Origin of the sequence: Caballeronia sp. GAWG1-5s-s (genome assembly GCF_023631445.1) — a bacterium.
GTDB lineage: Bacteria > Pseudomonadota > Gammaproteobacteria > Burkholderiales > Burkholderiaceae > Caballeronia.
In genome coordinates, this window is sequence record NZ_JALQDC010000003.1 from 189,726 (window position 1) to 215,127 (window position 25,402).

The following is a 25,402-nucleotide window of genomic DNA, read 5'->3' on the forward strand; positions in this document are numbered from 1 at the left end:
CGAAGTTTGTCTTCAATGGCAATGTCGACGCCTGCCTCCGCTAGACAACAGAGCGCTTTTCTCGTCCGTCGCCCCGAAGGGCCCAAACAAAAAAGCGCCGCGATTCCCACCGCGGCGCCAACCCGTCACCACCCGCAAGCACTTCCTTCAAGCCATCACTGCACTTCCGATGCGCGCGCCGCGCCGTCGAAATCATGCCCGGCCTGTCGAATCTCGCAGCGCGCTTCGCGTTCCTTGCGCACGCCGTTGAACACGATATTGAGCACGACCGCCGATACCGACGCCAGCAGAATGCCGCTATGAAGAATCGGCTCCAGCGCGTGCGGCAGTTGCGAGAAGAACTTCGGCGCGACCACCGGCACGAGCCCGAGGCCGACGCTCACCGCGACGATAAACAGGTTGTGGTGATTCTTCACGAAGTCCACTTTCGACAGCACCTTGATGCCGTTCGCCGCGACCATGCCGAACATCACGATGCCCGCGCCGCCGAGCACGAACGGCGGCACTGAAGCGACCACTTGCGCCATCTTCGGAAAGAGGCCGAGCACGACGAGAATCACGCCGCCCGTCGCGCAGACGAAGCGGCTCTTCACGCCCGTCACGCCGATCAAGCCCACGTTCTGAGAAAACGACGTATGCGGAAACGAGTTGAACACGCCGCCGATCAGCGTGCCGAGACCATCCACGCGCAAGCCGCGCACGAGCGCTTTCTGATCGACCGGACGCTCGACGAGATCGCCGACCGCGAGGAACATGCCCGTCGATTCGATGAACGTCACGAACATGACGATCACCATCGTCGCGACGGAGAGCGCATCGAAGTGCGGCATGCCGAAGTGAAACGGCAGCACGATGCCGACCCACGGCGCATGCGCGACGCCGTCCATGTTGACGCGCCCGAGCATCGCGGCGATCACGAAGCCCGCGACGATGCCGAGCAGCACCGAGATGTTCGCGATGAAGCCGCGCGCGAACTTGTTGATGAGCAGAATGAGCGAGAGCACGACGAGCGACAGCAACAGATACACCGGATTGCCGTAATCGGGATTGCCGACGCCGCCTGCTGCCCAGTTGATGCCCACGCCCATCAGCGACAGGCCGATCACCGCGATCACCGTGCCGACCACCACCGGCGGAAAGAAGCGCAACAGCTTGCCGATCATCGGCGCGAGAAAGATGCCGATGACGCCGGCCGCGATCGTCGCGCCGAACACATCGAGAATGCCGAGCGACGGATTCGTGCCGATGGCGACCATCGGTCCGACCGCCGCGAACGTGCAGCCCATGATGACCGGCAGCCGGATGCCGAAGATCCACAGGCCGAGCGTCTGGATCAGCGTCGCGACGCCGCAGGAGAACAGGTCCGCGCTGATGAGGAACGCGACCTCATCCTTCGACAGATGCATGGCCGCGCCGAGAATGAGTGGCACCGCGACGGCGCCCGCGTACATCACGAGGACGTGCTGTATGCCGAGCGTGAGCAACTGGCCGGTCGGCAGCCGTTCGTCGCACGGATGAACCTTCGGGTGGCTCGTGCTCGATGCCATATGTGTCTCCTTGATTGCCTTTCCATTTGAATGGCCTCCAAGGTAAGTGCGACAAAAAGCGCGAACAAGACCACGCGGCGCTATACATCGCGTTCGCGGGGCGATATGGAAACGGCGCGATGAGCAGAGCCGAAGCGCGCGGAGGCCCTTGCTGCAAGGGACTTGACGCATCGCGAGGGATTTTTGTCGGCTGCTGCAAGGCCGCCTGAAGGGGCGCGTCGTTATGATGTTCATCACGGCGCGCGTATAGTCCGTTTTTCGTTCATCGCGGCGAGCGGCGGGGTTAACCCGCGTGATTCCGCGCTTACCGCGTTTTCCCTAACGTCTTTTCGAGCGGCTCATCCATGCGTTTTCTCGGCATCGATCTCGGCACGGGTTCCGTGAAACTGGCTATCGTCGACGAATACGCGCGCGAAGTCGCAGCGTCGAGCGCGGCGTATGCGGTGACGAGCGCGCAGCCGGGCTGGGCCGAGACATCCGCCGATGCGTGGTATGCCGCTGTCGTCGATGCCGCCTCTCGCCTGCCCGCGCACGAACGCGAAGCCGTGAGCGCGATCGGCTTCTCAGGGCAGATGCACGGCGTGGTGCCGACCGCCGCCGATGGCCGCGCGCTGCGCCCCGCCATGCTCTGGCCGGACACGCGGGCCCGCGCGCTGCTCGACGCGTGGCCGGAACCGCAGCCGAACCCGGTCGCGCCGGGCATGGCCGGGCCGCTCCTGCGCTGGCTCGCGACGCACGAACCGGCGCTCGCCGGCGACATGCGCTGGGCGTTGCAGCCGAAGGACTGGCTGCGCGCGAAGCTCGGCGGCGCGTTCGTGACCGATCCGTCGGACGCTTGCGCGACCGCGCTCGCTGCCCCATCGGGCGAATGGGACGCGGCGCTCATCGAGAGGCTCGGCTTGTCGCGCGAGTGGTTCGCGCCGCTTGCGGCATCGGATGCGCCGGCGGGCGCGTTGTCCGCCGCGGCCGCTTCGGCGCTCGGCTTGCGCGCGGGCATTCGGATGGCCGTCGGCGCGGGCGATACGCCGTGCGCCGCGCTCGGCAGCGGCCTCATCGCGGATGGCGACGCGCTGCTGACCACGGGCAGCGGCGGGCAGATCGTCGTGATGAGCGACGAAGCGCCGTCGCCGGTGCGCGGACTGCATACGTATCGCGGCGCGGCCAGCAGTGGCGCGCGCTGGTATCGCATGGCGGCGATGCAGAACGTGGGCGTCGCGCTGGAGACGGTGCGCGGCTGGCTCGGCTATGCAGCGTGGCCCGCCGCTTACGAGGACGCCTTCGCATCGGATGCGAGCGCGTCCGTGAGCTTCCTGCCGTACCTGAGCGGCGAGCGTTCTCCGTGGATGAACCCGGCGGCGCGCGGCGGCTGGCTCGGCCTCGGCCTCGACGACACACGCGGCTCGATGATGCGCGCGGCGTTCGAAGGCGTGGCATTTGCATTGCGTGCGGGACTCGACGCGATCCGTGCGAGCGGCACGCCGTTGTCGTCGATGCGGCTTGCAGGCGGCGGCTCGATCGACGCGCGCTGGCGTCAACTGCTCGCCGATGCGCTGCATGTCGAACTGCACGCCTGCGATTGCCCGAACGCGGCGGCGCGCGGCGCGGCGATCATCGGCGGCATGGCGGCGGGGCATTGGCGCGCCGATGACTTGCCGGCGCTTGCGCCTGCCAGCACGCGCGTCGCGAGTCCGCGAGGCGACGCCGCGTTCGACGAAAGGCACGCGCGTTTCATCACGCTCTACGAGCGCGTCGAAGACTGGTTCTGACGTCTTGCGCGCGAGCCCTTAAACTGACGTGCGATTCACATCGGCTTCAGGCAAGGGCCTCGCCGTCGGCTCATTACAACATCAACGACATCCGCTATGTCCGCATCCGTCACGCCGCAACCCGATTTCCGCTCGCGCCAGTTTTTGCTGGATCACGCGCTGCGCACGATGATCTTCTATCACCCGCACTGCATGGACCCGGCAGGCGGCTTCTATCACTTCTACAAGAACGGCGGCACCATCTACGACCGCAAGTCGCGTCATCTCGTGTCGAGCACGCGCTTCGTCTTCAACTACGCGATGGCGTACAAGCACTACGGCCTCGACGAGTATCGCGGCGGCGTGCGGCACGGCATCGACTATCTGCGTGAGGTTCATCGCAATCCGGAAACGGGCGGCTATGCGTGGACGCTCAACGGCCGTGAAGTGACGGATGCGACGAACCATTGCTACGGCCTCGCGTTCGTCGTGCTCGCATATGCAAAGGCAGTGGAAGCGGGCTTCGACGAGGCGCGCGCCTATCTCGACGAAACGTGGAACCTGATGGAGACGCACTTCTGGGACGCGCCGCACGGGCTCTACAAAGACGAGGCGAGCGCGGACTGGAACGTGTCGGACTATCGCGGGCAGAACGCGAACATGCACGCATGCGAAGCGTTTCTCGCCGCGTTCGAAGCGACCGGCGAGACGCGTTATCTGGATCGCGCGGCGCTTCTGGCCGACAACATGGTGAACCGACAGGCCGCGCTCGCGGGCGGGCTCGTGTGGGAGCACTACAAGCCGGACTGGTCGATCGACTGGGACTACAACAAGGGCGACCGCAGCAACATCTTTCGTCCGTGGGGCTTTCAGCCGGGACATCAGACGGAATGGGCGAAGCTGCTGCTGATTCTCGACCGGCATCGGCCACAAGCGTGGCATGCAGAGCGCGCGAGGGAGCTGTTCGATCGCGCGCTCGAACTCTCATGGGATCATGAACACGGCGGCATGGTCTACGGCTTCGATCCGGACGGCAAGTTCTACGACGAAGACAAGTACTTCTGGGTGCAGGCGGAATCGCTCGCGGCGGCGGCGCTACTCGCCGATCGCGCGGCTCGCGATGGCGATCAGTCGGCCGCCGCGCGCTACTGGAGCGATTACGACCGGTTGTGGGCCTATAGCTGGACGCATTTCGTCGATCACAAATACGGCGCGTGGTATCGCATCCTGACGCGCGACAACCGCCAGTACAGCGACGAGAAAAGCCCCGCCGGCAAGACCGACTATCACACGATGGGCGCATGTTACGAAGTCCTGAACGTCTTGCGCTGAACGAAACACTGCCATTGAAACGAGGAACCGAACGATGAAGACAAAAGCCGCAATCGCATGGAAAGCAGGCCAGCCGCTCACCATCGAGGAAGTCGATCTCGAAGGGCCGCGCGCCGGCGAAGTGCTGATCGAAGTGAAGGCGACGGGCATCTGCCATACCGATTACTACACGCTCTCGGGCGCGGACCCGGAAGGCATTTTCCCGGCGATTCTCGGCCACGAAGGCGCGGGCGTGATCGTGGACGTGGGGCCGGGCGTCGGCACCGTGAAGAAGGGCGATCACGTCATTCCGCTCTACACGCCGGAATGCCGCCAGTGCAAGTTCTGCCTCTCGCGCAAAACCAACCTGTGTCAGGCGATCCGAGCGACGCAAGGCAAGGGCCTGATGCCCGATGCGACCTCGCGCTTCTCGCTCGACGGCAAGCCGCTCTTTCACTACATGGGCACGTCCACGTTCTCGAACTACATCGTGGTGCCGGAGATCGCGGTGGCGAAAGTGCGCGAGGACGCGCCGTTCGACAAGATCTGCTACATCGGCTGCGGCGTGACGACGGGCGTGGGCGCGGTCGTGTATTCGGCGAAGGTCGAAGCCGGCGCGAACGTGGTCGTGTTCGGGCTCGGCGGCATCGGCCTGAACGTGATTCAGGGCGCGAAGATGGTGGGCGCGGACAAGATCATCGGCGTCGATATCAATCCGGGCCGTGTCGAGCTGGCGAAGAAGTTCGGCATGACGGATTTCATCAACCCGAACGAGGTGGACAACGTGGTCGATCGCATCGTGCAATTGACCGATGGCGGCGCGGACTATTCGTTCGAGTGCGTCGGCAACGTGAAGCTGATGCGTCAGGCGCTCGAATGCACGCACAAGGGCTGGGGACAGTCGTTCATCATCGGCGTGGCGGCGGCGGGCGAGGAAATCAGCACGCGGCCGTTCCAGCTCGTCACGGGCCGCGAGTGGAAAGGCTCGGCGTTCGGCGGCGCGCGCGGTCGCACGGACGTGCCGAAGATCGTCGACTGGTACATGGAAGGCAAGATCAATATCGACGACCTCATCACGCATCATCTGAAGCTCGATCAGATCAACGACGGCTTCGACCTGATGAAGAAAGGCGAGTCGATCCGCTCGGTCGTCATCTATTGAGCGAGGAGGACGCCATGCTCGAACTCGTCGAGGAACACCGTTGTTTCGATGGCGTGCAGCGCATCTATCGGCACGAGTCGCGGTCGATCGGCCTGCCGATGCGCTTTTCGGTGTTCTTGCCCGCCGCTGCGTCGGCGTCGAAAGTGCCGGCGCTCTTCTATCTCGCCGGTCTCACGTGCACCGAAGAGACGTTTTCGATCAAGGCCGGCGCGCAGCGGTACGCGGCCGAGCATGGCATCGCGCTGATCGCGCCGGATACGTCGCCGCGCGGCGCGGACATTCCCGGCGAGAAGGACGCCTGGGACTTCGGCGTCGGCGCGGGCTTCTATGTCGATGCGACGCGCGAGCCGTGGCGCGACCGGTATCGCATGTATTCGTACGTGACGCAGGATTTGCGCGAAGCGGTGCTGGCCGAATTGCCGGTGCGCGAGGACCGGCTCGGCATTTTCGGGCATTCGATGGGTGGGCACGGCGCGCTCGTGCTCGCGCTGCGCAATCCGGATGTGTACCGCAGCGTGTCGGCGTTCGCGCCGATTGCGGCGCCTTCGCAATGTCCGTGGGGCGTGAAGGCGTTCACCGGCTATCTCGGCGACGACCGCGACGCGTGGAAGCAGTACGACGCGAGCGAGCTCGTGAAGGGCGATGCAGCGTCACGCTTCGAAGGCGGCATTCTGATCGATCAGGGGCTGGCCGATCAGTTTCTCGCCGAGCAGTTGCATCCCGATGTGTTCGAGCGCAACGCGCGCGAGGCGGGGCATAGCGTCACGGTGCGTCGTCACGAAGGGTATGACCACGGGTACTTCTTCATCTCGACGTTCATCGGCGAGCACATCGCGCATCATGCGCGGGTGCTCTGCCGTTGAGCGCGGCGCGGTAGCGGCAGCAGTCGGTCAGCTTCCGCGCCGCGCCACCAGGCTCGCCGCATAGACCACGGCGGCGAGCATCGTGATCCAGAAGCTCGTCGGCCAGTCGGTGTAATAGGCGAGCGTGAGGCCCGCCCACGCTTGCCCCAGCGCGAAGAGCGCGGCGAGCAGCAGGCCCGTCGACAGGCGCGTGGTCACGTTCTGCGCCGCCGCTGCCGGCCCGACCATTAGCGCGAACACCAGCAGCACGCCGACGATCTGCGTGCACGCCGCCACCGCGAGCGCGGTGATCGCGAGAAACAGCACGGAGACGAGGCGCAGCGACACGCCTTTTGCCTCGGCCAGCTCGGGTTGCAACGAAGCGAAGAGCAGCGGCCGCATGATGACGCCCAGCGCAACGAGACTCACCGCCGCGAGTCCGGCGAGTACGACAAGCGTTTCGTGACTCACGCCGAGCACGTTGCCGAACAGGAGCGCGGTGGCTTGCGTCGCGTACGCGGTGAAGAAGTGCAGAAACAGCAGCCCGAAGCCGAGCGACAGCGAAAGAATCACGCCGATGGCCACGTCGCGCCCCGACAGCCGCTCGCCGAGCGCGCCCATGCCGACGCCCGCCGCGAGCGTGAAGCCGACCATGCCCCAGATGGGCGACACGCCGAGCAGCACCGCGCCCGTCGCGCCGGTGAAGCCCACGTGCGACAGCGCGTGTCCCGCGAACGTCTGCCCGCGCATCACCAGAAAATACCCGACGATCCCCGCCAGCACCGCGACGATGCCCGACGCCGCGAAGGCGTTCACCATGAAGTCGTATTCAAACATCGTGCGTGTGCTTTCCCTTCTTGCCGTGGCTGTGCGTATGAGCGTGGTCGTGCTGGTGCTCGTGTTCGTGCTGATGCCCGTTGCCGTTTTCGTGCGCGTGATCGAGCTTGTCGATTTCCACATCGCCCGACATCACGAAGATGCGGCCGTTCACGCGCATGACGTCGATGGTCGAGCCGTAGAGACGCGAAAGCACGGGCTTCGTGATGACTTCATCGACGGTGCCGAGCGCCGCGCGCCCGTTGCCGAGATACAGCACGCGATCGAGCGAATTGAGCAGCGGATTCAGTTCGTGCGCGGAGAAAAGCACCGTGATGTTGAGTTCGCGCTGCACGCGCCGCACGAGTTCCACGACGCCCGTCTGATGGCGCGGATCGAGGCTGATGAGCGGCTCGTCGAGCAGCAAGAGACGCGGGCTGCCGAGCAGACACTGCGCGAGCAGAAGCCGCTGGCGCTCGCCGCCCGATAGCTCCGACAACGGCCGCGCCGCGAGTTGCCGGGCGCCGACGAGATCGAGCACGCGCTCGACGTCGGCGCGGGTGCGCGCGTCGCGATGCGGCAGGCCCCAGCGATGCCCGTCGGCGGCCATCGCGACGAAATCGCGCCCGAGCACGCGGCGATTGGCGAGCCCCGCGCGAATCTGCGGCATGTAGCCGATGGACGGATTGCCGCGCACGACCGCTTCGCCGTTCACGCGAATCGCGCCGGACGCGACGGGCACGAGGCCGAGCAGCGCGCGCATCAGCGTGGTCTTGCCCGCGCCGTTCGGTCCGAGCACGCCGATGAACTCGCCGGTGTGAACGGCGAAGCTCGCATCCTTCAGAATCGCGCGTCCGCCGAGCTCGAGCGTCACGCGATCGACTTCGAGCGCGGCCTTCGACTCGCGGATCATTGCTGCCATCCTTGCAGCGCGCCCGCGAGCGCGTCGAGCTGCGTTTCCATCCATTGCTGATACGTCTTGCCGGCGGGCAGCGTCTCGGTCACGCTGATGCTCGGCACATGTCCGTCTTTCGCGATGCCGAGCAGACGCCGCGTGAGCGCGCCGGTCGCCTGGCTGTTGTAGATCAGGATGTGCACGCGCCGTTCGCGCAGATCTTTCTCGAACGCGGCGATATCGGCCGGGCTCGGCTCCGTCTCGTTCATCGCGGCGGTCTGGAACCGCTGGTTGCGCATTTCGAAGCCGATGGCATCGGCCGTATAGCCGAACACCGGCTCCGTCGCGGTCACGGGCACGCCGCGATAGCGCGACTTCAACTGCGCGATGCGCGCGTCGATGGGCTTCAGCGACGCCAGAAACGCGGCGAGGCGCGCGTCGTAGTCGCTCTTGTGCGCCGGGTCCGCGCTCGCCAGATACGCGCTCACCGCTTTCGCGACGGCGGGCATCGTCGGCGGGTCGTACCAGAGATGCGGATTGTCGCCGGACTTCTTGCCGGTCAACTGCGCCGCGACGATTACCGTGCGCTTGCCGCTGCCCTTGCCGCTACTTTTGGATGCCGCGAGCAGCTTGTCCATCCACGGATCGTAGTCCGCGCCGTTATAGACGACGAGCGCCGCATGCTGCAGCGCGCGCGCCGTCTTCGGGCTGGCTTCGAAGAGATGCGGGTCTTCGTCGGGATTGTTGAGAATGCTCGTGACCTCCACGTGATCGCCGCCGAGCTGGCGCACGACGTCTCCATAGAAGTTTTCGGCCGCGACCACCGGCACGCCAGCGGCATGCGCCACGCTCTGGCCGATGCAAAGCGCGGCCACCATGCAACTCAGGATGTACGCGCGTTTCATCGGCTTCCTTCCGTGTGAGCGTGATCGTTCGCGTGATGCTTGCGCTGGCAGTCGCTGCACAGGCCGCTCAGTTCCACGACCTGATGCCGCAACTGAAAGCCGTGCGCGGGCGGGCTCGCCGACAGCGACGACGCGAGTTCGCGTCCCTGAATTTCGAGCGTCGCGCCGCATTCGTCGCAGATCAGGAACTGGCTTTCGTGCGGGCGGCCGGCGTCGCAACACGCGACGAACGCGTTCTTCGACTCGATGCGATGCACGAGCCCGTTTTCGACCAGAAAGTCGAGCGCGCGATAAACGGTGGTCGGGGGCACGCGCGCGCCGCGCTGCGGCTCCAGCGCGTCGATGAGGTCGTACGCGCCGATGGGCTTGTGCGCCTTCAGCACGAGTTCGTACACGTGCCGGCGCAGCGGCGTGAGCGCGAGGCCGCGCTCGTCGGCTAACGCCTCGGCGCGGGCGAGCATGGTTTCGATTGATGCGGTCATGTCATCGTGGCCGCGCGAGGCGGCGCTATGAGCGAGTGGCGATGATATAACGTATCACGGTGGTTTGCACGTCGGCTTTCCGCTGTGCCCGAAGCGTCCGGCGCGGTGCTGGCCGACCGTTCGTCGAGAGAGCAGGGACTAAGGCTGCGAGAGGGCGCCCGAGCGGGCGTCGCGCATGATCGCGTCGATGAGGGGGTCGTTCGTCACGCGGATCCGACCGGTCTGCGTGATTCTTCCGCCGGTCTGCGTGATACCCATCACGAACTGACAGTCGACATAGCAGGTCAGTGTTCCGGTGCTCGGTCCGTCCTGATAGCGAACGACAGGCTCGTTGCCTTCGCTCACGCCCACATACCAGACCAGAACGGGCGTTTCGGTATCCGCGCCGTCGACCGAGGGTTTTTCGTAGACGAACGCGTCTCCTTGCCTCCCGACGTATGAGCGTTCGGGTCGAGGCGTCGGCGCAACTCTGCCTGCTCGATCCAAATGGAACTCATCGGGCGCAGCGAGCCAATGTGAAACAGCCGCGCGGACAGTGAAGAGAAGGCAAAAGACGGACAAGAACTGTGAGAAACGACGACGGCCTGTGCTCATCGTTTGGTGCTTCGCGAATGAGGCGGCGTCGACTCAGGCGGCCCGCCAAGACTTTTCGCATCGAGGTCGATATTGCTGGCCTTCAGAAATTCCGCCTTCGTCCGCCATTTGACCTTTCCATTCGGCAGCCCGAAAACGAGTTCGGCATCTTTGGGCGTAGCGTATCGGTCCGGCGCCACTAGGAAGCGTGTCTTGCGCCAGGCCAACGCGACCAGTGTCTTGTTCCCGGCGGGCGATACCTTGAACACACGTATCCATGCAGGATGTGCGTCGACCGTGGACGGCTCGGTTGTATCCTCGTCATCTTTTGCCGTGGACGATGTCCAGCCGACAGTGACGATTTCCACCGCCTTGCCGGTTCGGTCGAGCACTTCCTGACGCTGCACTTGCTTGCCAAGTAGCTGGAATCGCACGACCGGCACGTGTGACCCCGCGCGGAAGTACTCGGCAATGACCCAGTCTCCCCCGGAAGAAACAATAGGGACGTCGCGCCGACGATCGTAGCGGTAAATGTCAGTCAGGTTCGACAGCACGGACTGCGGCACGCGAGCTTCAGGGAACGAATACCGTGCGGGCTTGAAGTCTCCGGTCTCTGATCTAATCGAGTTCGCGGCGTTCATGTCGAGCCGCAAGCGCAGCGGCGGCAGCGCAATGGACATCAGATTCCCGTCCGCCACGTTGGCGACATAGGGCGGGTGCGAGGACTGAACCGTCTCGACCGGATGGGCGGCATGTGAGGCGCCGAGCGCCGCGTTCGCAATGAGGGGGAAGGCGAGCGCTATTACGTTCGGTGCGAATCTCGAGCGAGCCAGCAAGTCTACGAGTTGATTGCCATTCATGTGCGGCTAAACCTGCACGGTCCAAAGTGGGTCGCCGGATTCTCACGTCGTATGAGTACGCACAGCGCAGCGCATCAGGTTCCGTCGCAGTGATTCCGGGAAGAAGAGGGTCAAGAACTTAAAGCCGTAGCCGCAAACGCGTCAATGGACGTTTTCTGAGATTCAGCGACTCAAACTTCCGAAGTGATGCCCGCACACGAATCAGCGGCCTGGGATTGCGCATTGCAGCATCGAAACCGCGAAACCACGCCTTGACACGCGCCTCCGCAACACCGATCATTCGATCAAACATAGAGCAATTGATCGGCCGTCGAGCGTTCGCTCACTTTCGCGCCGGTCGGGCAGAGAATCGGAGACATCGGTGAGACTGAAAGACAAGGTCGCGGTCATCACAGGCGCCGCGAGCGGAATCGGCGATTCAGTCGCGCGGCGTTATCTCGACGAAGGCGCGAAGCTCGTCGTAGTCGACGTGAAAGACGCGCAAGGCATGGCGCAGCGTTATGAAAACGCCGCCGGCCGCGTGCTCGCGCTCGAAGCCGACGTCACGCGCCGCGAAGACATCGAGCGCATCGTGGCGAGCGCCGTGGAGCGCTTCGGCGGCATCGACATTCTCTTCAACAACGCGGCGCTCTTCGACATGCGCCCGATCCTCGACGAGTCCTGGGACGTCTACGACCGCCTCTTCGCGGTCAACGTCAAGGGCATGTTCTTTCTGATGCAGGCGGTCGCCCGGCGCATGGTCGAGCAGGGACGCGGCGGCAAGATCATCAACATGTCGTCGCAGGCCGGACGGCGCGGCGAAGCGCTCGTCTCGCACTATTGCGCGACGAAAGCGGCCGTCATCAGTTATACGCAATCGGCGGCGCTCGCGCTCGCGAAATCGCGCATCAACGTGAACGGCATCGCGCCGGGCGTCGTCGATACGCCGATGTGGGAACAGGTCGATGCGCTCTTCGCGCGTTACGAAAACCGGCCGCTCGGCGAAAAGAAGCGCATCGTCGGCGAGGAAGTGCCGCTCGGACGCATGGGCGTGCCGGACGACCTGACCGGCGCGGCGCTGTTCCTCGCATCGGCGGATTCGGATTACATCACCGCGCAGACGATCAACGTCGATGGCGGCAACTGGATGAGTTGACCCGGCGCGTGCGCCTTGCAGCATGAGGCGCACCGTCTATAGTGAAACGGCGTCGCGGCGAAGCATACGCGGGCACGCCTACGAAAACGAGCAACCACGCGGTTCCCAGCGCAGCAGAATCAGGCAGCGGCACAGACGGCACGTGCGCCATGCATGCACGATCCGCTGCACCGTGCAAACGAAAAAGGAGACGAACCCATGAAACGCACCCAACGCACCGTCCAGCCCCAGCCGCGCACGCGGCGTTCCATCGCGGCGGTCTCGGCCGCGCTTGCCGCCGCCGCGCTCGCGCCGCTCGCCGTGCACGCCGCGACGACCATCACCATCGCCACGCTCAACAATCCGGACATGATCGAGCTGAAAAAGCTCTCGCCGGCGTTCGAGAAGGCCAATCCCGACATTCAGCTCAAGTGGGTGATTCTCGAAGAGAACGTGCTGCGCCAGCGCGCGACCACCGACATCACGACCAACAGCGGCCAGTTCGACGTGCTGACCATCGGCACGTACGAAGCGCCGCAGTGGGGCAAGCGCGGCTGGCTGTCGCCGATGTCGAATCTGCCTTCGAACTACGATCTCGACGATGTCGTGAAGACGGCCCGCGACGGTCTCTCGTACAACGGCCAGCTTTACGCGCTGCCGTTCTACGTCGAAAGCTCGATGACGTATTACCGCAAGGACCTGTTCCAGGCCGCGGGCCTGAAGATGCCGGATCAGCCGACCTACGACCAGATCAAGCAGTTCGCCGACAAGCTCACCGACAAGTCGAAGGGCCAGTACGGCATCTGTCTGCGCGGCAAGGCGGGCTGGGGCGAGAACATGGCGTACGTCTCGACGGTCGTGAACACGTTCGGCGGCCGCTGGTTCGACGAGCAGTGGAAGGCGCAGCTCGACACGCCGGAATGGCACAAGGCCGTGTCCTTCTATGCGGACCTGCTGAAGAACGACGGCCCGCCGGGAGCGAGCTCGAACGGCTTCAACGAAAACCTCACGCTGATGTCCTCGGGCAAGTGCGCGATGTGGATCGACGCGACGGTGGCCGCGGGCATGCTCTATAACAAGCAGCAGTCGCAAGTGGCCGACAAGATCGGCTTTGCCGCCGCGCCGACGCAAGTCACGCCGAAGGGCTCGCACTGGCTCTGGTCGTGGTCGCTCGCGATTCCGAAGACGTCGAAGCAGCAGGACGCCGCGAAGAAGTTCGCCGCGTGGGCGACGTCGAAGGAATACATCGAGATGGTCGGCAAGGACGAAGGCTGGGCCTCTGTGCCGCCGGGCACGCGCAAGTCGACCTACGCTCGCCCCGAGTACAAGCAGGCCGCGCCGTTCGGCGACTTCGTGTTGCAGGCGATCGAGTCCGCGAATCCGAACGACGCGACGCTGAAGAAGGTGCCGTATAGCGGCATCCAGTTCGTCGGCATTCCGGAGTTCCAGTCGTTCGGCACGGTGGTCGGGCAGTCCATCGCGGGCGTCGTCGCCGGACAGACGAGCGTCGACAATGCGCTGAAGGCTGCCAACGCCACCGCCGATCGCGCGGTGAAACAGGCCGGCTATCAGAAGTAAGCGGCAGATAAGCAGCAAGCAAGCGGGCTGTTCACACAGATCGGCCCGCCGGCATCATCGAGAGGTGACACGATCATGCGCCAACTGAATCCCCCCATCGCCGATCACTTCGACGTGTCCGCCGCCGAGCGCGACAAGAAGCGCGCGAAGTCGGTCCGCTGGCTGATTACGCCGTCGTCCGGGCTGCTGTTCCTGTGGATGGCCATTCCGCTCGCGATGACCATCTGGTACTCGTTCTCGCGCTACAACCTGCTGAATCCCGATGTCAAAGGCTTCGCGGGGCTCGACAACTTCCAGTTCCTCGTCACCGATCCCGCGTTCGGGCCGTCCATCGCGCATACGCTGACGCTGATCGCGTCCGTGCTGGCGATCACGGTGATCGGCGGGGTGCTGCTCGCGGTGCTGTTCGACCGCAAGTTCATCGGGCAGGGCATCGCGCGGCTGCTCGTCATCGCGCCATTCTTCGTGATGCCGACGGTCTCCGCGCTGATCTGGAAGAACATGATCCTGCATCCGGTGTACGGCCTCGTCGCCTCGCTGATGCGATCTCTCGGCATGCAGCCCATCGACTGGTTCGCCGAGTATCCGCTCTTCGCGGTAATCGTGATCGTCGCGTGGCAGTGGTTGCCGTTCGCGTTCCTCATTCTGTTCACCGCCATTCAGTCGCTCGATCAGGAGCAGAAGGAAGCCGCGCGCATCGACGGCGCGGGTCCGTTCGCGATGTTCTTCTTCATCACGCTGCCGCACCTGAAGCGCGCGATCGCGGTCGTCGTGATGATGGAAACCATCTTCCTGCTGTCGATTTTCGCGGAGATCTACACGACGACGGGCGGCGGCCCCGGCACCGCGACGACCAACCTGTCGTACCTGATCTATGCGCTCGGCCTGCAACAGTTCGATGTCGGCCTCGCCTCGGCAGGCGGCATTCTCGCGGTGATTCTCGCCAATATCGTCGCGTTCTTCCTCGTGAGAATGCTCGCGAAGAACCTCAAAGGGGAGTACGAGTCATGAGCACGCATCCCGTTACCTCCACGACTTCGGTGCCCGTGCTGGATCATGTAAAGCGCATCGTGCCCGGCGTCCTCGCGTGGCTCGTCTCCATCCTGCTGTTCTTCCCGATCTTCTGGATGACGATCACCGCGTTCAAGACCGAGCAGCAGGCGTATTCGTCGTCGCTCATCTTCTCGCCGACGCTAGACAGCTTCCGCGAAGTCTTCGCGCGCAGCAACTACTTCGGCTTCGCGTGGAATTCGGTGCTGATCTCACTCGGCGTCACGGTGGTCTGCCTGTTGCTCGCGGTGCCGTGCGCCTACGCGATGGCCTTCTTCCCCACGCGCAAGACGCAGAAGCTGCTCTTGTGGATGCTTTCCACGAAGATGATGCCGTCGGTCGGCGTGCTCGTGCCCATCTACCTCTTGTGGAAGAACTCGGGGCTGCTGGATACGGTAAGCGGTCTCATCATCGTGTACACGCTCATCAATCTGCCGATTGCCGTGTGGATGGCCTACACGTACTTCAACGAAGTGCCGAAGGACATTCTGGAAGCCGGCCGCATCGACGGCGCGACGACATGGCAGGAGATCGTCTACCTGCTGATGCCGATGGCGCTGCCGGGCCTCGCATCGACCGCGCTCTTGCTCGTGATCCTCTCGTGGAACGAGGCGTTCTGGAGCATCAACCTGTCGAGCTCGAATGCCGCGCCGCTCACCGTGTTCATCGCGTCGTATTCGAGTCCGGAAGGGCTCTTCTGGGCGAAGCTCTCGGCGGCTTCGCTGCTCGCGGTGGCGCCGATCCTGATCGTCGGCTGGCTCTCGCAGAAGCAGCTCGTGCGCGGTCTCACCTTCGGCGCGGTCAAGTGAGGGCGGGCTCGTGAACCTGACTTTCCCACACGACCGCCTGATGATCTGCGATTGCGACGGCGTCTTGATCGACAGCGAAGCCGTGGCGGCGCGCATGCTCGTCACCGAATTGCAGGCGCTGTGGCCGGGCGTCGATGTCGAGCCGGTGGTGCTGCCGCTGCTCGGCCTGCGCATCGAGGCCGTGCTCGCGAGCGCCGCCGACAGCGTCAATCGTACCTTGACGCCGGAGCAGGTCATCGCGATCCGGCGTTCGGTCGAGGCGGCGGCGGTGCAGGCGCCGCCCGTCGCGGGCATCGCCGAGGCGCTGGCCGCCGTGCCGCTCACGAAAGCCTGCGCGAGCAACAGCTTCTCGTCGTACGTGGATACCGCGTTGCAACGCACCGGCCTCGTGCGCTTCTTCGGCGAGCGGCGCTTCTGCGCGGACATGGTCGCCAATCCGAAGCCCGCGCCGGACGTGTATCTGGCGGCGGCGCGCGCAATGAACGCCGAGCCGTCGATGTGCCTCGTCGTCGAAGACAGCGTGACGGGCGTCACGGCGGCGCGGGCGGCGGGCATGCCGGTGCTCGGTTTCATCGGCGGCGGACACGCGACCGAAGGGCAGGTGGACACGCTCAGGCGCGCGGGCGCGGCACTCGTCTTCGACGACATGGCGCGCCTGCCCGCGCTCGTCGATCGCTGGCTGCAACACGCGTCGTTCGAAACGAATTAGCGCGCACAGGCACACGTGCGCCGCACATGACTCGGCGAAAGCAAGGCCGACAGGAGACACATCATGGCTAGCCTGACGTTACGCAACATCAACAAGCGTTATGAAGACACGGAGGTGATGCGCAGCGTCAACCTCGATATCGAAGACGGCGAGTTCGTCGTGTTCGTGGGGCCGTCGGGCTGCGGCAAGTCCACGCTCATGCGCATGATCGCGGGTCTCGAAGACATCAGCGGCGGCGACCTGATGATCGACGGCGCGCGCGTGAACGACCTGCCGCCCGCCAAGCGCGGCATCGCGATGGTGTTCCAGTCGTACGCGCTCTATCCGCACATGACGCTGTACGACAACATGGCCTTCGGCCTGAAGCTCGCGGGCGAGAAGAAGCCCGCCATCGACGCAGCCGTGAAGCAGGCCGCGAAGATTCTGCATATCGACCATCTGCTCGACCGCAAGCCGAAGCAGTTGTCGGGCGGTCAGCGCCAGCGCGTGGCGATCGGCCGCGCGATCACGCGCAAGCCGAAAGTCTTTCTCTTCGACGAGCCGCTCTCGAATCTCGACGCCGCGCTGCGCGTGAAGATGCGCCTCGAATTCGCGCGCCTGCACGATGATCTCAAGACGACGATGATCTACGTGACGCACGATCAGGTCGAAGCGATGACGCTCGCGGACAAGATCGTCGTGCTGTCCGCGGGCAACGTCGAGCAGGTCGGCACGCCGAACACGCTGTATCACGCGCCGGCGAACAAGTTCGTCGCGGGTTTCATCGGTTCGCCGAAGATGAACTTCCTGTCGGGCACGGTCGCGCTGGTTCAGAGCGACGGCGTGCTCGTCAAGTACGAAACCGGTGAGACGCAATTGGTCGGCGTGCTGCCGGGCAACGCGAAGCCGGGCGATGCGGTGACCGTCGGCATTCGTCCGGAGCACTTGCAGCCGATGCCCGCCACGAGCGACTACGGCGTGTCCGCGAGCACGATGACCGTCGAAACGCTCGGCGATGCCGCTTATCTCTATGCGGAAACGTCGGTGGCGCCGGATGGCCTCATCTCGCGGATTCCGCCGCTGGAAAAGCACGCGCGCGGCCAGAAGCTGAAGCTCGGCGCGGAGCCGGACCACTGCCATATGTTCGACGCAGCAGGGCAGGCGTTCGCGCGCAATGCGGTGCAGGCGTATCTCGCGGAGCATCCCGAGGTAAAGATGCCGCGCGTGCAAAGCGCGTCGGCGTGACGCGGCGCGTGTTTTCTTCGCATGTCGGCAGGCGATAATGCGGCTCCTCCCGCCACCGCACCGACACGCGCCATGCACGTTCTGAACGAGCTCTACGTTTATCCGATCAAGTCCTGCGCCGGCATCGCGCTGCAACGCGCGATGCTGCGGGAAACCGGTCTCGAATACGACCGCAACTGGATGGTCACCGACGCGTCGGGCGGCATGCTGACGCAGCGCGCGCATCCGCGCATGGCGCTGATCCGCACGGCGTTCGATGGCGGCGATCTCGTCATCGACGCGCCCGGCATGCCGACGCTGCGCACGCCGCTGGATGCTGCCGCGCTGTCGATTGCCGAACCGATGCGCGCGACCGTCTGGCGCGATACCGTCGATGCGCTCGACACCGGCGCGCAGACCGCGCAATGGTTCAGCGAACTCCTCGGCATGCCCGCGCGCCTGGCGCGCTTCGCACCGCAGGCGCGGCGCAACGTCGATCAAAAGTGGACCGCGCCGCTCACCACGCACACGCGTTTCGCCGATGGCTTTCCGCTGCTCGTGCTCGGTCAGGCATCGCTCGATGATCTCAACGCACGGCTTGCGCAGAAGGGCGCGCCCGCCATTGCCGCGAACCGTTTCCGCCCGAATCTCGTGATCGGCGGGCTCGATGCCTATGACGAAGATTTCGTCGAAGACATGCTGATTCGCGCGGACGGCCGCGACGTGCAATTGCGCCTCGTGAAGCTCTGCACGCGCTGCCCGGTGCCGACCATCGACCAACTCACCGGCGCGCCGAATCCCGATTGGCCGCACGAACCGCTCGACACCATGAGCGCGTATCGCGCAAGCGCGCAGCACGACGGCAAGCTCACGTTCGGCAAGAACGCGATGGTGGTGGAAGGCGAAGGCGCGATGCTCGAAACGGGCCAAGCGGTGGACGCGCAGATCGCGTTCTAACGGCTCAGGCGTCGAGCGCGGCTTTCGCGCACAGCTCATCGGTCACGAGTCCCGACAGCCACTGACCTTTGAGCGCCGCGATCAACGCTTCGCGCTTGCGCTCGCCGCCCGCGAAGCCGATGGTCGGCCGCTTCGGCGGCGCATCGAGCTTCAGGCTCGTGACGCGCGCGCCGGTCTTCGACTGCACGCGCTTGCCGTTCACGTCGATCGGCAAGCCGAGCCATTCCGCGACCGCGCCGGCCTTCATCATCTCGTCCACTTCGGCGCGCGTGATGAAGCCGTCCTGATGCAGCGGGCAATTGACGCCCACATTGCCGATGCCGACGAACGCCACGTCCGCTTTCTGCGCGAGCTCATCGACGATACGGTACAGCCGGTGATTGACCCATTGCGCGCGCTCGGCTTCGTTGTCGGCCATGAGCGGCGCGGGCAGCATGAAGTGCTTGCCGCCGGTCTTCTCCGATAGCTGTTGCGCGACGTCATAGCGATTCGATGATCCGTCCTGCGCGATGGCGCCGACCATCGACACGAATCGATGCTGCGGGCGGTCGATCTGTCCGATCTGCTCGACGACCGCCTTCAGCGTGCGCCCGCTGCCGATGGACACGACGATCGGCTTCTCATCGACCAGATAGCGCTCCATCACCTGCGCGCCCGCGACGGCGAGCTTGCGGTCGACTTGTTCTTTCGAATCGCCGTCGATGGGCACCACTTCGCACATCGCGAGGCCGTAGCGGTCGCACAGTTGCTTCGCGAGCGACAGGCAATCCGCGATGCGGTGATCCACCCGCACGCGGATCAGATTCTTTTCCACCGCGAACGCGACGAGCCGCTGCGCCACGGGACGCGAGATCTGGAGCTTTTCTGCGATCTCGTTCTGCGTGTTGCCGGCGACGTAGTAGAGCCACGCCGCGCGGGTCGCCAGGTCGAGTTTTTCGGTTGATTTAGGCACTGAGGTCTTTTCTTTTCCTTCGCGAATTCGCTGGTTCGTCAGTGCGCGGCGTGGCTGGCGCCCTACGTCAGCTACGCCAGGCGAGGGCGCGCCGGATCGAACAGCGGCCGCACGTGCTGATACAGCTCCCGGAAGCTCTTCAGCCGCTGTCGCAAGGCCTGATGCCGCTCGCCGTTCGGCGTGAACTCCTGCTTCACCGCCGGTTTCGCGAGCACGACCGACGGATCGCCGCCCGCCGCGAGCCAGCCGAGGCGCGCCGCGCCCAACGCCGCGCCGGTTTCCCCGCCGCCGTGCGTGCGCGTCGGGGTATCGAAGGCATCGGCGAACATTTGGCCCCAGTATGCGCTTCTCGCGCCGCCGCCGAGCATCGACAATGCGCGCGTTTGCGTGCCCGCCGATTGCAGCGCATCCAGCCCGTCCGTGAGCGCGAGCGTCACGCCTTCGAGCACCGAATAGCCGAGAAGCGCGCGGTCCGTTGCGTGCGTCATGCCGAAGAACACGCCTTGCGCGTACGGGTCGTTGTGCGGCGTGCGTTCGCCGCTGAGATACGGCAGAAAGAGCGGGGCGGTCGCGAGCGCGTCCGGAGGCAACGCCTCGACTTCGGCGAGCAGCGTGGGCTCGTCGGTGGACGTCAGCTTGCAGACCCAGCGCAGGCAGCTCGCGGCCGACAACACCACGCTCATCTGATGCCAGCGGTCCGGAATCGCGTGGCAGAACGCGTGCACGGCGGACGCCGGATTCGGCCGGAAGCGGTCGCCGACCACGCACAGCACGCCGGACGTGCCGAGCGACAGGAAGCCATCGCCCGGTTCGGTCGCGCCGATGCCGACCGCGCTCGCCGCGTTGTCCCCGCCGCCCGCCGCCACGACGACGTCATCGCGCAAGCCGAGTTCGGCCGCGAGTTCGGGCCGCAGCGTGCCCGACGGCTCGCTGCCTTCGGCAAGCGACGGCATCTGCTGACGCGACATGCCACACGCGGCGAGCAGTTCGTCGGACCAGTCGCGGCGCGCGACATCGAGCCAGAGCGTGCCGGCGGCATCCGATGGATCGGACACCTTCGTGCCCGTCAGATGCATGCGCAGATAGTCCTTCGGCAACAGCACGCACGCGGTCTGATGGAAGATGGCGGGTTCGTTGTGCGCGACCCACAGCAGCTTGGGCGCGGTGAAGCCGGGCATCGCGAGATTGCCGGCGATTTCATGCAGGTTCGGCGCGCGCTCGTACAACTCGGCGCATTCCTTGTCGCTGCGCATGTCGTTCCAGAGGATCGCGGGACGCAGCACGCGATCGCTCGAATCGAGCAGCACCGCGCCGTGCATCTGACCGGACAGGCCGATGCCGCGAACCTGCGCGAACTCCGACGGAAACTTCTCGCGCAACTGGACGAGCGCGGCGCGCGTGCCTTCCCACCAGTCGAGCGGATTCTGTTCCGACCAGCGCGGCTTCGGACGCGAGACGGTGAACGGCGTGCCCGCCGTGCCGATGACGCTGCCGTCGCTCGCGAGCAGCAGCACTTTCACTTCGGAGGTGCCGAGGTCGATGCCTAAGTACATGAACGAGCCCTTGGTCGTTGCCGGAGCGCATGTCCGGCGAAAACGTGAAATTTACCGCCCGGCGCGACGGCGCGCCATGAGCACAATACCGGAGCTTCAGGTGCTTGCGGATGAACTCATGGACGGTTCGCGAGCCACGCATCGACGCGCGCGATGGCCGCGCGCATCACGCGCTCGAGGCTCTCGCTCTGCGCCATGCTGCCCCAAAGCAGCTTGTCGCCGGTGAACGCCTTGATCGGATCGGCTGCCGTGAAGAAGCCGTGCGCGACGGCCGGGTCCATCACGCCGTCCTGATACGTGTACGGCAGCTTGCCTTCGTGCCAGCGTTCGAGGAAGCGGAAAAAGAGCGCGGGCAGCATGGCCGTCGCGTTCGGATCGATGCCGCGCGCGAAGCATTCCGAGAGCGTCGGCGCGATGAAGCCTGGCAGCTTCGAGAAGCCGTCGGCCGCGACGCGCTGGTTCGTATCCTTGATATACGGATTGCTGAAGCGGTCGAGCACCACGTCGCGATACTTCGCGAGGTCGATCGGGCTCGGCGTGAGGCACGGAATCACGTCTTCGGTGACATAGGCTTCGGCGAGCGCGCGAATCTCCATGTCCTGCGTGCCTTCGTGAATGTATTGCAGGCCGACGAGCGTGCCCGCCCACGCGATGCAGCTATGGCTCGCGTTGAGAATGCGGATCTTCGCCTCCTCATACGGATGCACAGACTGCACCATCTCCGCGCCGACCTTCTCCCACGCGGGACGCCCCGCGCAGAACTTGTCTTCGATGACCCACTGGATGAACTTCTCGCCCATCACCGGCGCGCGATCGTCGAAGCCGGTGGCCGCCTTCACGCGCTCGGCGACATCGGGCGTGGGGCGCGGCGTGATGCGATCGACCATCGCGTTCGGACACGACGTGTTCGCAATCATCCAGTCGCGCAGCGCCGTCTGTCCGCGCCGTTGCAGGAATTCGAGCATGCCGGCCTTGAAGCGGTCGCCGTTGCTGCGCAGGTTGTCGCAGTTCTGCAGCGAGACCTTGCCCGCATTGTCTTGCATGCGCGCTTCGAGGATGGCGGCGAGCGCGCCGTAGATGGTCGTTTTCGCGCCGTTGAGGTCGGCGGCGAGATCGGGGTTGGCGGTGTCGAGCTTGTCGTGCTCGTCGAGGTAATAGCCGCCTTCGGTCACGGTGAACGAGACGATCTTGCAGGCGGGCGCGGCGCCGGTCGCGATCAGTTCGCCGAGATCGGCCGACCACGGCACGACCTTCTTGATCGAGCGCACGACTTCGTACTCGCGCTCGCCTTGCGGCGTGACCGTCTCCAGCGTGTATTCGCCGTGTTGCGCGGCGAGCGCGTCGAGCACGGCGTTCATGTCACCGCGAATGTTGCCGACGGCGAGCGACCATTGCGCATCGCCCGATTCGATCAGCTTGTGCAGATACCACGCCTGATGCGCGCGATGAAACGACCCCGCGCCGATATGCAGGATCACGTTCGCGCTCGCCGTGCCTTCGCTGGATACGCTGCTCATGTCTTGTCTTCCTCTGATTGGCTGATGCGCCCGTTCTGCGCGGACGGTTCGTGAGCATTTGCTCGATGGGTGGTCGAATGATCGTATTCGCCCGGTTGAAAGTCAAGGCGCGCGGCGGGCGCGTCGTCGCTGCGGTGCGGCGTGGATCGCCGCGCTATGCCATGCGCGCGAGCTTCGCGGGGCGCGTTGCAATGCACCATCGAACGCGGGCAGACGGATTGGGACATACCCGGATAGTCAACGCGGCTCGCATTGACGGAAGGTGCATGCGGCTTCGACGAAACCAACAGCAGCGGCAGCGGCAAGCACAACCATAACGCGAGACACGGACATGGACTATGTGATCGGCATCGACATCGGCACGCAGAGCACGAAGGCGCTCGTCGTGGATACGGAAGGCGCGATCGTCGCGCAGCATTCGAGCGCCTATCATCCGGATACGCCCAAGCCGCTCTGGGCCGAGCAGTGGCCGTCCGTCTGGTTCGATGCGGTGACCGAGTGCATCGCCGGATGCGTCGAGAAGACGAAGGCGCAGGGCATCGACGCGCGGCAGATCAAGGCGCTGTGCGTGAGCAGCCTCTACGGCGGCTCGGGCATTCCGGTGGACGAGCATATGGAGGCGCTTCATCCGTGCCTGATCTGGATGGATCGCCGCGCCACCGCCGAAGTGAACTGGGTGCGCGAAAAGGTGGACGTGCCGCGCCTCGAAGCGATCACCGGCAACGGCGTGGACAGCTACTACGGCTTCACGAAGATGCTGTGGCTGCGCGAGCACAAGCCGGATGTCTGGCAGAAGACGCGCTATTTGCTGCCGCCCAACGCCTTCGTGATTCAGCGGCTCACGGGCGAGCTTGCCGTCGATCACAGCTCGGCGGGCAATCTCGGCGGCGTGTACGACGTCAACGCGCGCGCGTGGTCACATGAAGCACTGGGGATGCTCGGCATTCCCGTTTCGATGATGCCCGAGCGTCTCGTAGAATCGTCGGAGGTGGTCGGCGGGCTTCTGCCGCAATGGGCCGACAAGCTCGGGCTCGCCGCGAACACGCCGGTCGTCGCGGGCGGCGTCGATGCGGCCGTCGCCACGTTCGCCGCGGGCGTCACGCAAGCGGGCCACCACGTCGCGATGATCGGCACGAGCATGTGCTGGGGCTACGTCAACCAGAGCGTCGATGCGCGGCACGGCCTCGTTTCCATGCCGCACGTCTACAACGGCAAGCGCGATCTCTATGTGTTCGGCGGCGCGAGTACGGCGGGCGCGTGCGTCGCGTGGTATCGCGACCAGTTCTGTCAGGCGGAAATCGAAGCCGCGAAAGCGACGCCGCACGGCGACCCGCATCGGCTGCTGGAGGATGCGGCAGCGAACGTGGCGGCGGGCGCGGACGGCGTCGTGTTCCTGCCGTATCTGATGGGCGAGCGCAGCCCCGTGTGGGACGCGCACGCGAGCGGCACGTTCGTCGGCCTGAATCTCTTTCATACGCGCGCCACGCTGTATCGCGCGGTGCTGGAAGGCGTCGCGTTCGCGCTCAGGCACAACATGGAAGCGGGGCGGCGCGGCGCGCAATCGCTGGATGACCGGCTGATCGTCGTCGGCGGCGCGGCGCATTCGGATCTATGGATGCAGATCATCGCGGACGTGACGGGCTTTCCGGTCTTGTCGATCGAACAGGAAGTGGAAGCCGCGATGGGCGCTGCGCTGCTCGCGGCGCTCGGCGCGGGGCTGATTTCGCGCGAGACGGCGGAGGGCGGCTGGGTCACGCTCGTCGAGCGCGCGAAGCCCGATGCCGCGCGACAACGCGTGTACGACGCGCGGTTCGGCGTGTACCTCGACCTTTATCCCGCGCTCAAGGACGCGATGCATCGGCTGCGCGACGCCTGACGCCGGCCTTCACGTTCACGGCTCGCGCATCTGCGTCGGATGCGCGTCGAACACCGGTCCCTGCACGAAGTGGACATCGAACTGTTGAAGCGCGTCGAACTGCGCTTCGTCGGACACGTTCGAGAAGATGAGCGGAATCTTCAGCCGGTGCGCATACGCGACGAGATGCTTCACGACCGAATCGCGCAACGCGGCCCCCGCATCCATCTTGATGAAATCGAGCCGCGCCATCTCCGATACCGCCATGATCTGCCCGGCATTGGGCAGATTGCCCGCCACCTTGAATCCGTAGCGCTGATAGCTCTTGGTCAGATAGCCGAGAAACGTCTTGTGCGCGACCGCCGCCGCGGGCAGCTCGATCACCACGCGCGCCGGGTTCATGCCGAACTTGCGCAGCACCGACGAGAAAACCAAGCCGTGGTCGTACTTCACGCTTTTGAGAAGCCGCTCGTGCACGCGCAGGAACAGCAAGCCCGGCCGCTGCGGACCGAAGAAATTGAACGCATGCAGCGCGCGCGATAGACGGTCCAGCGTGACGAGCTCGTTGTCGTCTTCGAGGTGCGCGAACGGATCGCGCGGCATGTCGCCCTGAATCAACGTCAGCGCCTGCAAGCCGAGTTCGTCGCCGAAGCGTTGCGCGCTTTCGGCCGATGCGGACAGCGTTTGCGGAAAGCTGTGCGTGCCGACATCGAAGATCGGTTCGTACGCGCTCGCCACCGTCAGTTCGCCGTAGCGCGCGATGGCCTGCCGCGCCTGTCCGTCGCCGTCCAGCACGATATGCGCGCCGAGAAACGGATGTTCGGCGGCGCGGGCGACGAGTTCCGGCAGGGACGGGGAGATCATGGATGTGGGTTCGGGTGCGGGCCGACCGGACGCTTGTGATTATTCGGATGGTATCAGCGCGCGCGATGGCCGCTTGCACCGAACTGACATATTGATATGCCGC

At 65.1% G+C, this 25,402-nt stretch carries 23 protein-coding genes; 12 read left to right on the forward strand and 11 right to left on the reverse strand.

Annotated elements, in window-relative coordinates; translation table 11 throughout:
- Positions 1-155: 155 nt before the first annotated feature.
- Positions 156-1,547, reverse strand: a complete 1,392-nt coding sequence (locus NCR34_RS03315; RefSeq protein ID WP_248321351.1) for a nucleobase:cation symporter-2 family protein — start codon at positions 1,545-1,547, stop codon at positions 156-158.
- Between the two features lie 344 nt (positions 1,548-1,891).
- Between NCR34_RS03315 and NCR34_RS03320 the strand changes: the two genes are divergently transcribed.
- From NCR34_RS03320 to fghA, 4 genes are all read left to right on the forward strand, one after another.
- The gene (locus NCR34_RS03320) at positions 1,892-3,313 is read left to right on the forward strand and encodes an FGGY family carbohydrate kinase (protein ID WP_248321353.1); all 1,422 of its coding nucleotides are present in this window, start codon (positions 1,892-1,894) and stop codon (positions 3,311-3,313) included.
- A 96-nt stretch (positions 3,314-3,409) separates the two neighbouring features.
- On the forward strand, positions 3,410-4,624 hold the full coding sequence (locus tag NCR34_RS03325; protein WP_248321355.1) for an AGE family epimerase/isomerase: 1,215 nt from the start codon (positions 3,410-3,412) through the stop codon (positions 4,622-4,624).
- A 34-nt stretch (positions 4,625-4,658) separates the two neighbouring features.
- Positions 4,659-5,765, forward strand: a complete 1,107-nt coding sequence (locus NCR34_RS03330; protein WP_248321357.1) for an S-(hydroxymethyl)glutathione dehydrogenase/class III alcohol dehydrogenase — start codon at positions 4,659-4,661, stop codon at positions 5,763-5,765.
- Between the two features lie 14 nt (positions 5,766-5,779).
- Positions 5,780-6,628, forward strand: coding sequence for an S-formylglutathione hydrolase (gene fghA / locus NCR34_RS03335; RefSeq protein WP_250499044.1), 849 nt, complete (start codon positions 5,780-5,782; stop codon positions 6,626-6,628).
- A gap of 27 nt (positions 6,629-6,655) precedes the next feature.
- Here fghA and NCR34_RS03340 read toward each other — a convergent pair whose 3' ends face one another.
- The 6 genes from NCR34_RS03340 to NCR34_RS03365 all read right to left on the reverse strand — a co-directional run bounded on the left by NCR34_RS03340 (position 6,656) and on the right by NCR34_RS03365 (position 11,138).
- Complete coding sequence (locus tag NCR34_RS03340) at positions 6,656-7,444, reverse strand: metal ABC transporter permease (RefSeq protein WP_248321360.1); 789 nt, start codon at positions 7,442-7,444, stop codon at positions 6,656-6,658.
- Positions 7,437-8,336: an ATP-binding cassette domain-containing protein gene (locus tag NCR34_RS03345; protein WP_371747378.1), complete on the reverse strand. Its 900-nt coding sequence runs from the start codon at positions 8,334-8,336 to the stop codon at positions 7,437-7,439. The genes NCR34_RS03340 and NCR34_RS03345 overlap by 8 nt, the downstream gene beginning before the upstream one ends.
- Positions 8,333-9,223: a metal ABC transporter solute-binding protein gene (locus tag NCR34_RS03350; protein ID WP_248321363.1), complete on the reverse strand. Its 891-nt coding sequence runs from the start codon at positions 9,221-9,223 to the stop codon at positions 8,333-8,335. Before NCR34_RS03350 ends, NCR34_RS03345 begins: the two co-directional genes overlap by 4 nt.
- Complete coding sequence (locus NCR34_RS03355; protein WP_248321365.1) at positions 9,220-9,705, reverse strand: Fur family transcriptional regulator; 486 nt, start codon at positions 9,703-9,705, stop codon at positions 9,220-9,222. Before NCR34_RS03355 ends, NCR34_RS03350 begins: the two co-directional genes overlap by 4 nt.
- Before the next feature lie 138 nt (positions 9,706-9,843).
- On the reverse strand, positions 9,844-10,299 hold the full coding sequence (locus NCR34_RS03360; RefSeq protein ID WP_250499045.1) for a hypothetical protein: 456 nt from the start codon (positions 10,297-10,299) through the stop codon (positions 9,844-9,846).
- Positions 10,296-11,138, reverse strand: coding sequence for a hypothetical protein (locus NCR34_RS03365; RefSeq protein WP_250499046.1), 843 nt, complete (start codon positions 11,136-11,138; stop codon positions 10,296-10,298). The genes NCR34_RS03360 and NCR34_RS03365 overlap by 4 nt, the downstream gene beginning before the upstream one ends.
- A gap of 361 nt (positions 11,139-11,499) precedes the next feature.
- On the opposite strand from NCR34_RS03365, the gene NCR34_RS03370 reads away from it, so the two are divergent.
- The 7 genes from NCR34_RS03370 to NCR34_RS03400 all read left to right on the forward strand — a co-directional run bounded on the left by NCR34_RS03370 (position 11,500) and on the right by NCR34_RS03400 (position 18,558).
- Complete coding sequence (locus NCR34_RS03370; RefSeq protein WP_248321371.1) at positions 11,500-12,273, forward strand: L-iditol 2-dehydrogenase; 774 nt, start codon at positions 11,500-11,502, stop codon at positions 12,271-12,273.
- A 198-nt stretch (positions 12,274-12,471) separates the two neighbouring features.
- Entirely contained in the window at positions 12,472-13,830 is a 1,359-nt protein-coding gene (locus NCR34_RS03375; protein WP_248321373.1) for an ABC transporter substrate-binding protein, read from the forward strand.
- Positions 13,831-13,905: 75 nt separating this feature from the next.
- Complete coding sequence (locus tag NCR34_RS03380) at positions 13,906-14,841, forward strand: carbohydrate ABC transporter permease (RefSeq protein WP_206467656.1); 936 nt, start codon at positions 13,906-13,908, stop codon at positions 14,839-14,841.
- Positions 14,838-15,689, forward strand: a complete 852-nt coding sequence (locus NCR34_RS03385) for a carbohydrate ABC transporter permease (RefSeq protein ID WP_175939603.1) — start codon at positions 14,838-14,840, stop codon at positions 15,687-15,689. Before NCR34_RS03380 ends, NCR34_RS03385 begins: the two co-directional genes overlap by 4 nt.
- Positions 15,690-15,729: 40 nt before the next feature.
- Positions 15,730-16,398, forward strand: a complete 669-nt coding sequence (locus NCR34_RS03390; RefSeq protein ID WP_248322253.1) for an HAD family hydrolase — start codon at positions 15,730-15,732, stop codon at positions 16,396-16,398.
- A 63-nt stretch (positions 16,399-16,461) separates the two neighbouring features.
- A complete protein-coding gene (locus NCR34_RS03395; protein WP_248321374.1) occupies positions 16,462-17,622 on the forward strand; it encodes an ABC transporter ATP-binding protein in 1,161 nt (386 codons plus the stop codon).
- A 72-nt stretch (positions 17,623-17,694) separates the two neighbouring features.
- Complete coding sequence (locus NCR34_RS03400; protein ID WP_248321375.1) at positions 17,695-18,558, forward strand: MOSC domain-containing protein; 864 nt, start codon at positions 17,695-17,697, stop codon at positions 18,556-18,558.
- 4 nt (positions 18,559-18,562) lie between these two features.
- Here the strand turns inward: NCR34_RS03400 and NCR34_RS03405 are convergent, their stop codons facing one another.
- From NCR34_RS03405 to dalD, 3 genes are all read right to left on the reverse strand, one after another.
- Complete coding sequence (locus tag NCR34_RS03405; protein ID WP_248321377.1) at positions 18,563-19,510, reverse strand: sugar-binding transcriptional regulator; 948 nt, start codon at positions 19,508-19,510, stop codon at positions 18,563-18,565.
- 71 nt (positions 19,511-19,581) lie between these two features.
- Positions 19,582-21,063, reverse strand: a complete 1,482-nt coding sequence (gene xylB / locus NCR34_RS03410) for a xylulokinase (RefSeq protein ID WP_206467660.1) — start codon at positions 21,061-21,063, stop codon at positions 19,582-19,584.
- A 116-nt stretch (positions 21,064-21,179) separates the two neighbouring features.
- A complete protein-coding gene (gene dalD, locus NCR34_RS03415) occupies positions 21,180-22,580 on the reverse strand; it encodes a D-arabinitol 4-dehydrogenase (RefSeq protein ID WP_248321379.1) in 1,401 nt (466 codons plus the stop codon).
- A 331-nt stretch (positions 22,581-22,911) separates the two neighbouring features.
- On the opposite strand from dalD, the gene NCR34_RS03420 reads away from it, so the two are divergent.
- Entirely contained in the window at positions 22,912-24,456 is a 1,545-nt protein-coding gene (locus NCR34_RS03420; RefSeq protein ID WP_248321381.1) for an FGGY-family carbohydrate kinase, read from the forward strand.
- A 15-nt stretch (positions 24,457-24,471) separates the two neighbouring features.
- Here NCR34_RS03420 and NCR34_RS03425 read toward each other — a convergent pair whose 3' ends face one another.
- Complete coding sequence (locus NCR34_RS03425; RefSeq protein WP_248321382.1) at positions 24,472-25,299, reverse strand: EAL domain-containing protein; 828 nt, start codon at positions 25,297-25,299, stop codon at positions 24,472-24,474.
- Positions 25,300-25,402 lie beyond the last annotated feature (103 nt).

What these genes read in the sequence shown, in the direction of transcription:
- NCR34_RS03315 (WP_248321351.1), bottom strand. Translation starts at nt 1,547, where the DNA reads ATGGCATCGAGCACGAGCCACCCGAAGGTTCATCCGTGCGACGAACGG.
- NCR34_RS03320 (WP_248321353.1), top strand. Translation starts at nt 1,892, where the DNA reads ATGCGTTTTCTCGGCATCGATCTCGGCACGGGTTCCGTGAAACTGGCT.
- NCR34_RS03325 (WP_248321355.1), top strand. Translation starts at nt 3,410, where the DNA reads ATGTCCGCATCCGTCACGCCGCAACCCGATTTCCGCTCGCGCCAGTTT.
- NCR34_RS03330 (WP_248321357.1), top strand. Translation starts at nt 4,659, where the DNA reads ATGAAGACAAAAGCCGCAATCGCATGGAAAGCAGGCCAGCCGCTCACC.
- fghA (WP_250499044.1), top strand. Translation starts at nt 5,780, where the DNA reads ATGCTCGAACTCGTCGAGGAACACCGTTGTTTCGATGGCGTGCAGCGC.
- NCR34_RS03340 (WP_248321360.1), bottom strand. Translation starts at nt 7,444, where the DNA reads ATGTTTGAATACGACTTCATGGTGAACGCCTTCGCGGCGTCGGGCATC.
- NCR34_RS03345 (WP_371747378.1), bottom strand. Translation starts at nt 8,336, where the DNA reads ATGATCCGCGAGTCGAAGGCCGCGCTCGAAGTCGATCGCGTGACGCTC.
- NCR34_RS03350 (WP_248321363.1), bottom strand. Translation starts at nt 9,223, where the DNA reads ATGAAACGCGCGTACATCCTGAGTTGCATGGTGGCCGCGCTTTGCATC.
- NCR34_RS03355 (WP_248321365.1), bottom strand. Translation starts at nt 9,705, where the DNA reads ATGACCGCATCAATCGAAACCATGCTCGCCCGCGCCGAGGCGTTAGCC.
- NCR34_RS03360 (WP_250499045.1), bottom strand. Translation starts at nt 10,299, where the DNA reads ATGAGCACAGGCCGTCGTCGTTTCTCACAGTTCTTGTCCGTCTTTTGC.
- NCR34_RS03365 (WP_250499046.1), bottom strand. Translation starts at nt 11,138, where the DNA reads ATGAATGGCAATCAACTCGTAGACTTGCTGGCTCGCTCGAGATTCGCA.
- NCR34_RS03375 (WP_248321373.1), top strand. Translation starts at nt 12,472, where the DNA reads ATGAAACGCACCCAACGCACCGTCCAGCCCCAGCCGCGCACGCGGCGT.
- NCR34_RS03380 (WP_206467656.1), top strand. Translation starts at nt 13,906, where the DNA reads ATGCGCCAACTGAATCCCCCCATCGCCGATCACTTCGACGTGTCCGCC.
- NCR34_RS03385 (WP_175939603.1), top strand. Translation starts at nt 14,838, where the DNA reads ATGAGCACGCATCCCGTTACCTCCACGACTTCGGTGCCCGTGCTGGAT.
- NCR34_RS03390 (WP_248322253.1), top strand. Translation starts at nt 15,730, where the DNA reads ATGATCTGCGATTGCGACGGCGTCTTGATCGACAGCGAAGCCGTGGCG.
- NCR34_RS03395 (WP_248321374.1), top strand. Translation starts at nt 16,462, where the DNA reads ATGGCTAGCCTGACGTTACGCAACATCAACAAGCGTTATGAAGACACG.
- NCR34_RS03400 (WP_248321375.1), top strand. Translation starts at nt 17,695, where the DNA reads ATGCACGTTCTGAACGAGCTCTACGTTTATCCGATCAAGTCCTGCGCC.
- xylB (WP_206467660.1), bottom strand. Translation starts at nt 21,063, where the DNA reads ATGTACTTAGGCATCGACCTCGGCACCTCCGAAGTGAAAGTGCTGCTG.
- dalD (WP_248321379.1), bottom strand. Translation starts at nt 22,580, where the DNA reads ATGAGCAGCGTATCCAGCGAAGGCACGGCGAGCGCGAACGTGATCCTG.
- NCR34_RS03420 (WP_248321381.1), top strand. Translation starts at nt 22,912, where the DNA reads ATGGACTATGTGATCGGCATCGACATCGGCACGCAGAGCACGAAGGCG.
- NCR34_RS03425 (WP_248321382.1), bottom strand. Translation starts at nt 25,299, where the DNA reads ATGATCTCCCCGTCCCTGCCGGAACTCGTCGCCCGCGCCGCCGAACAT.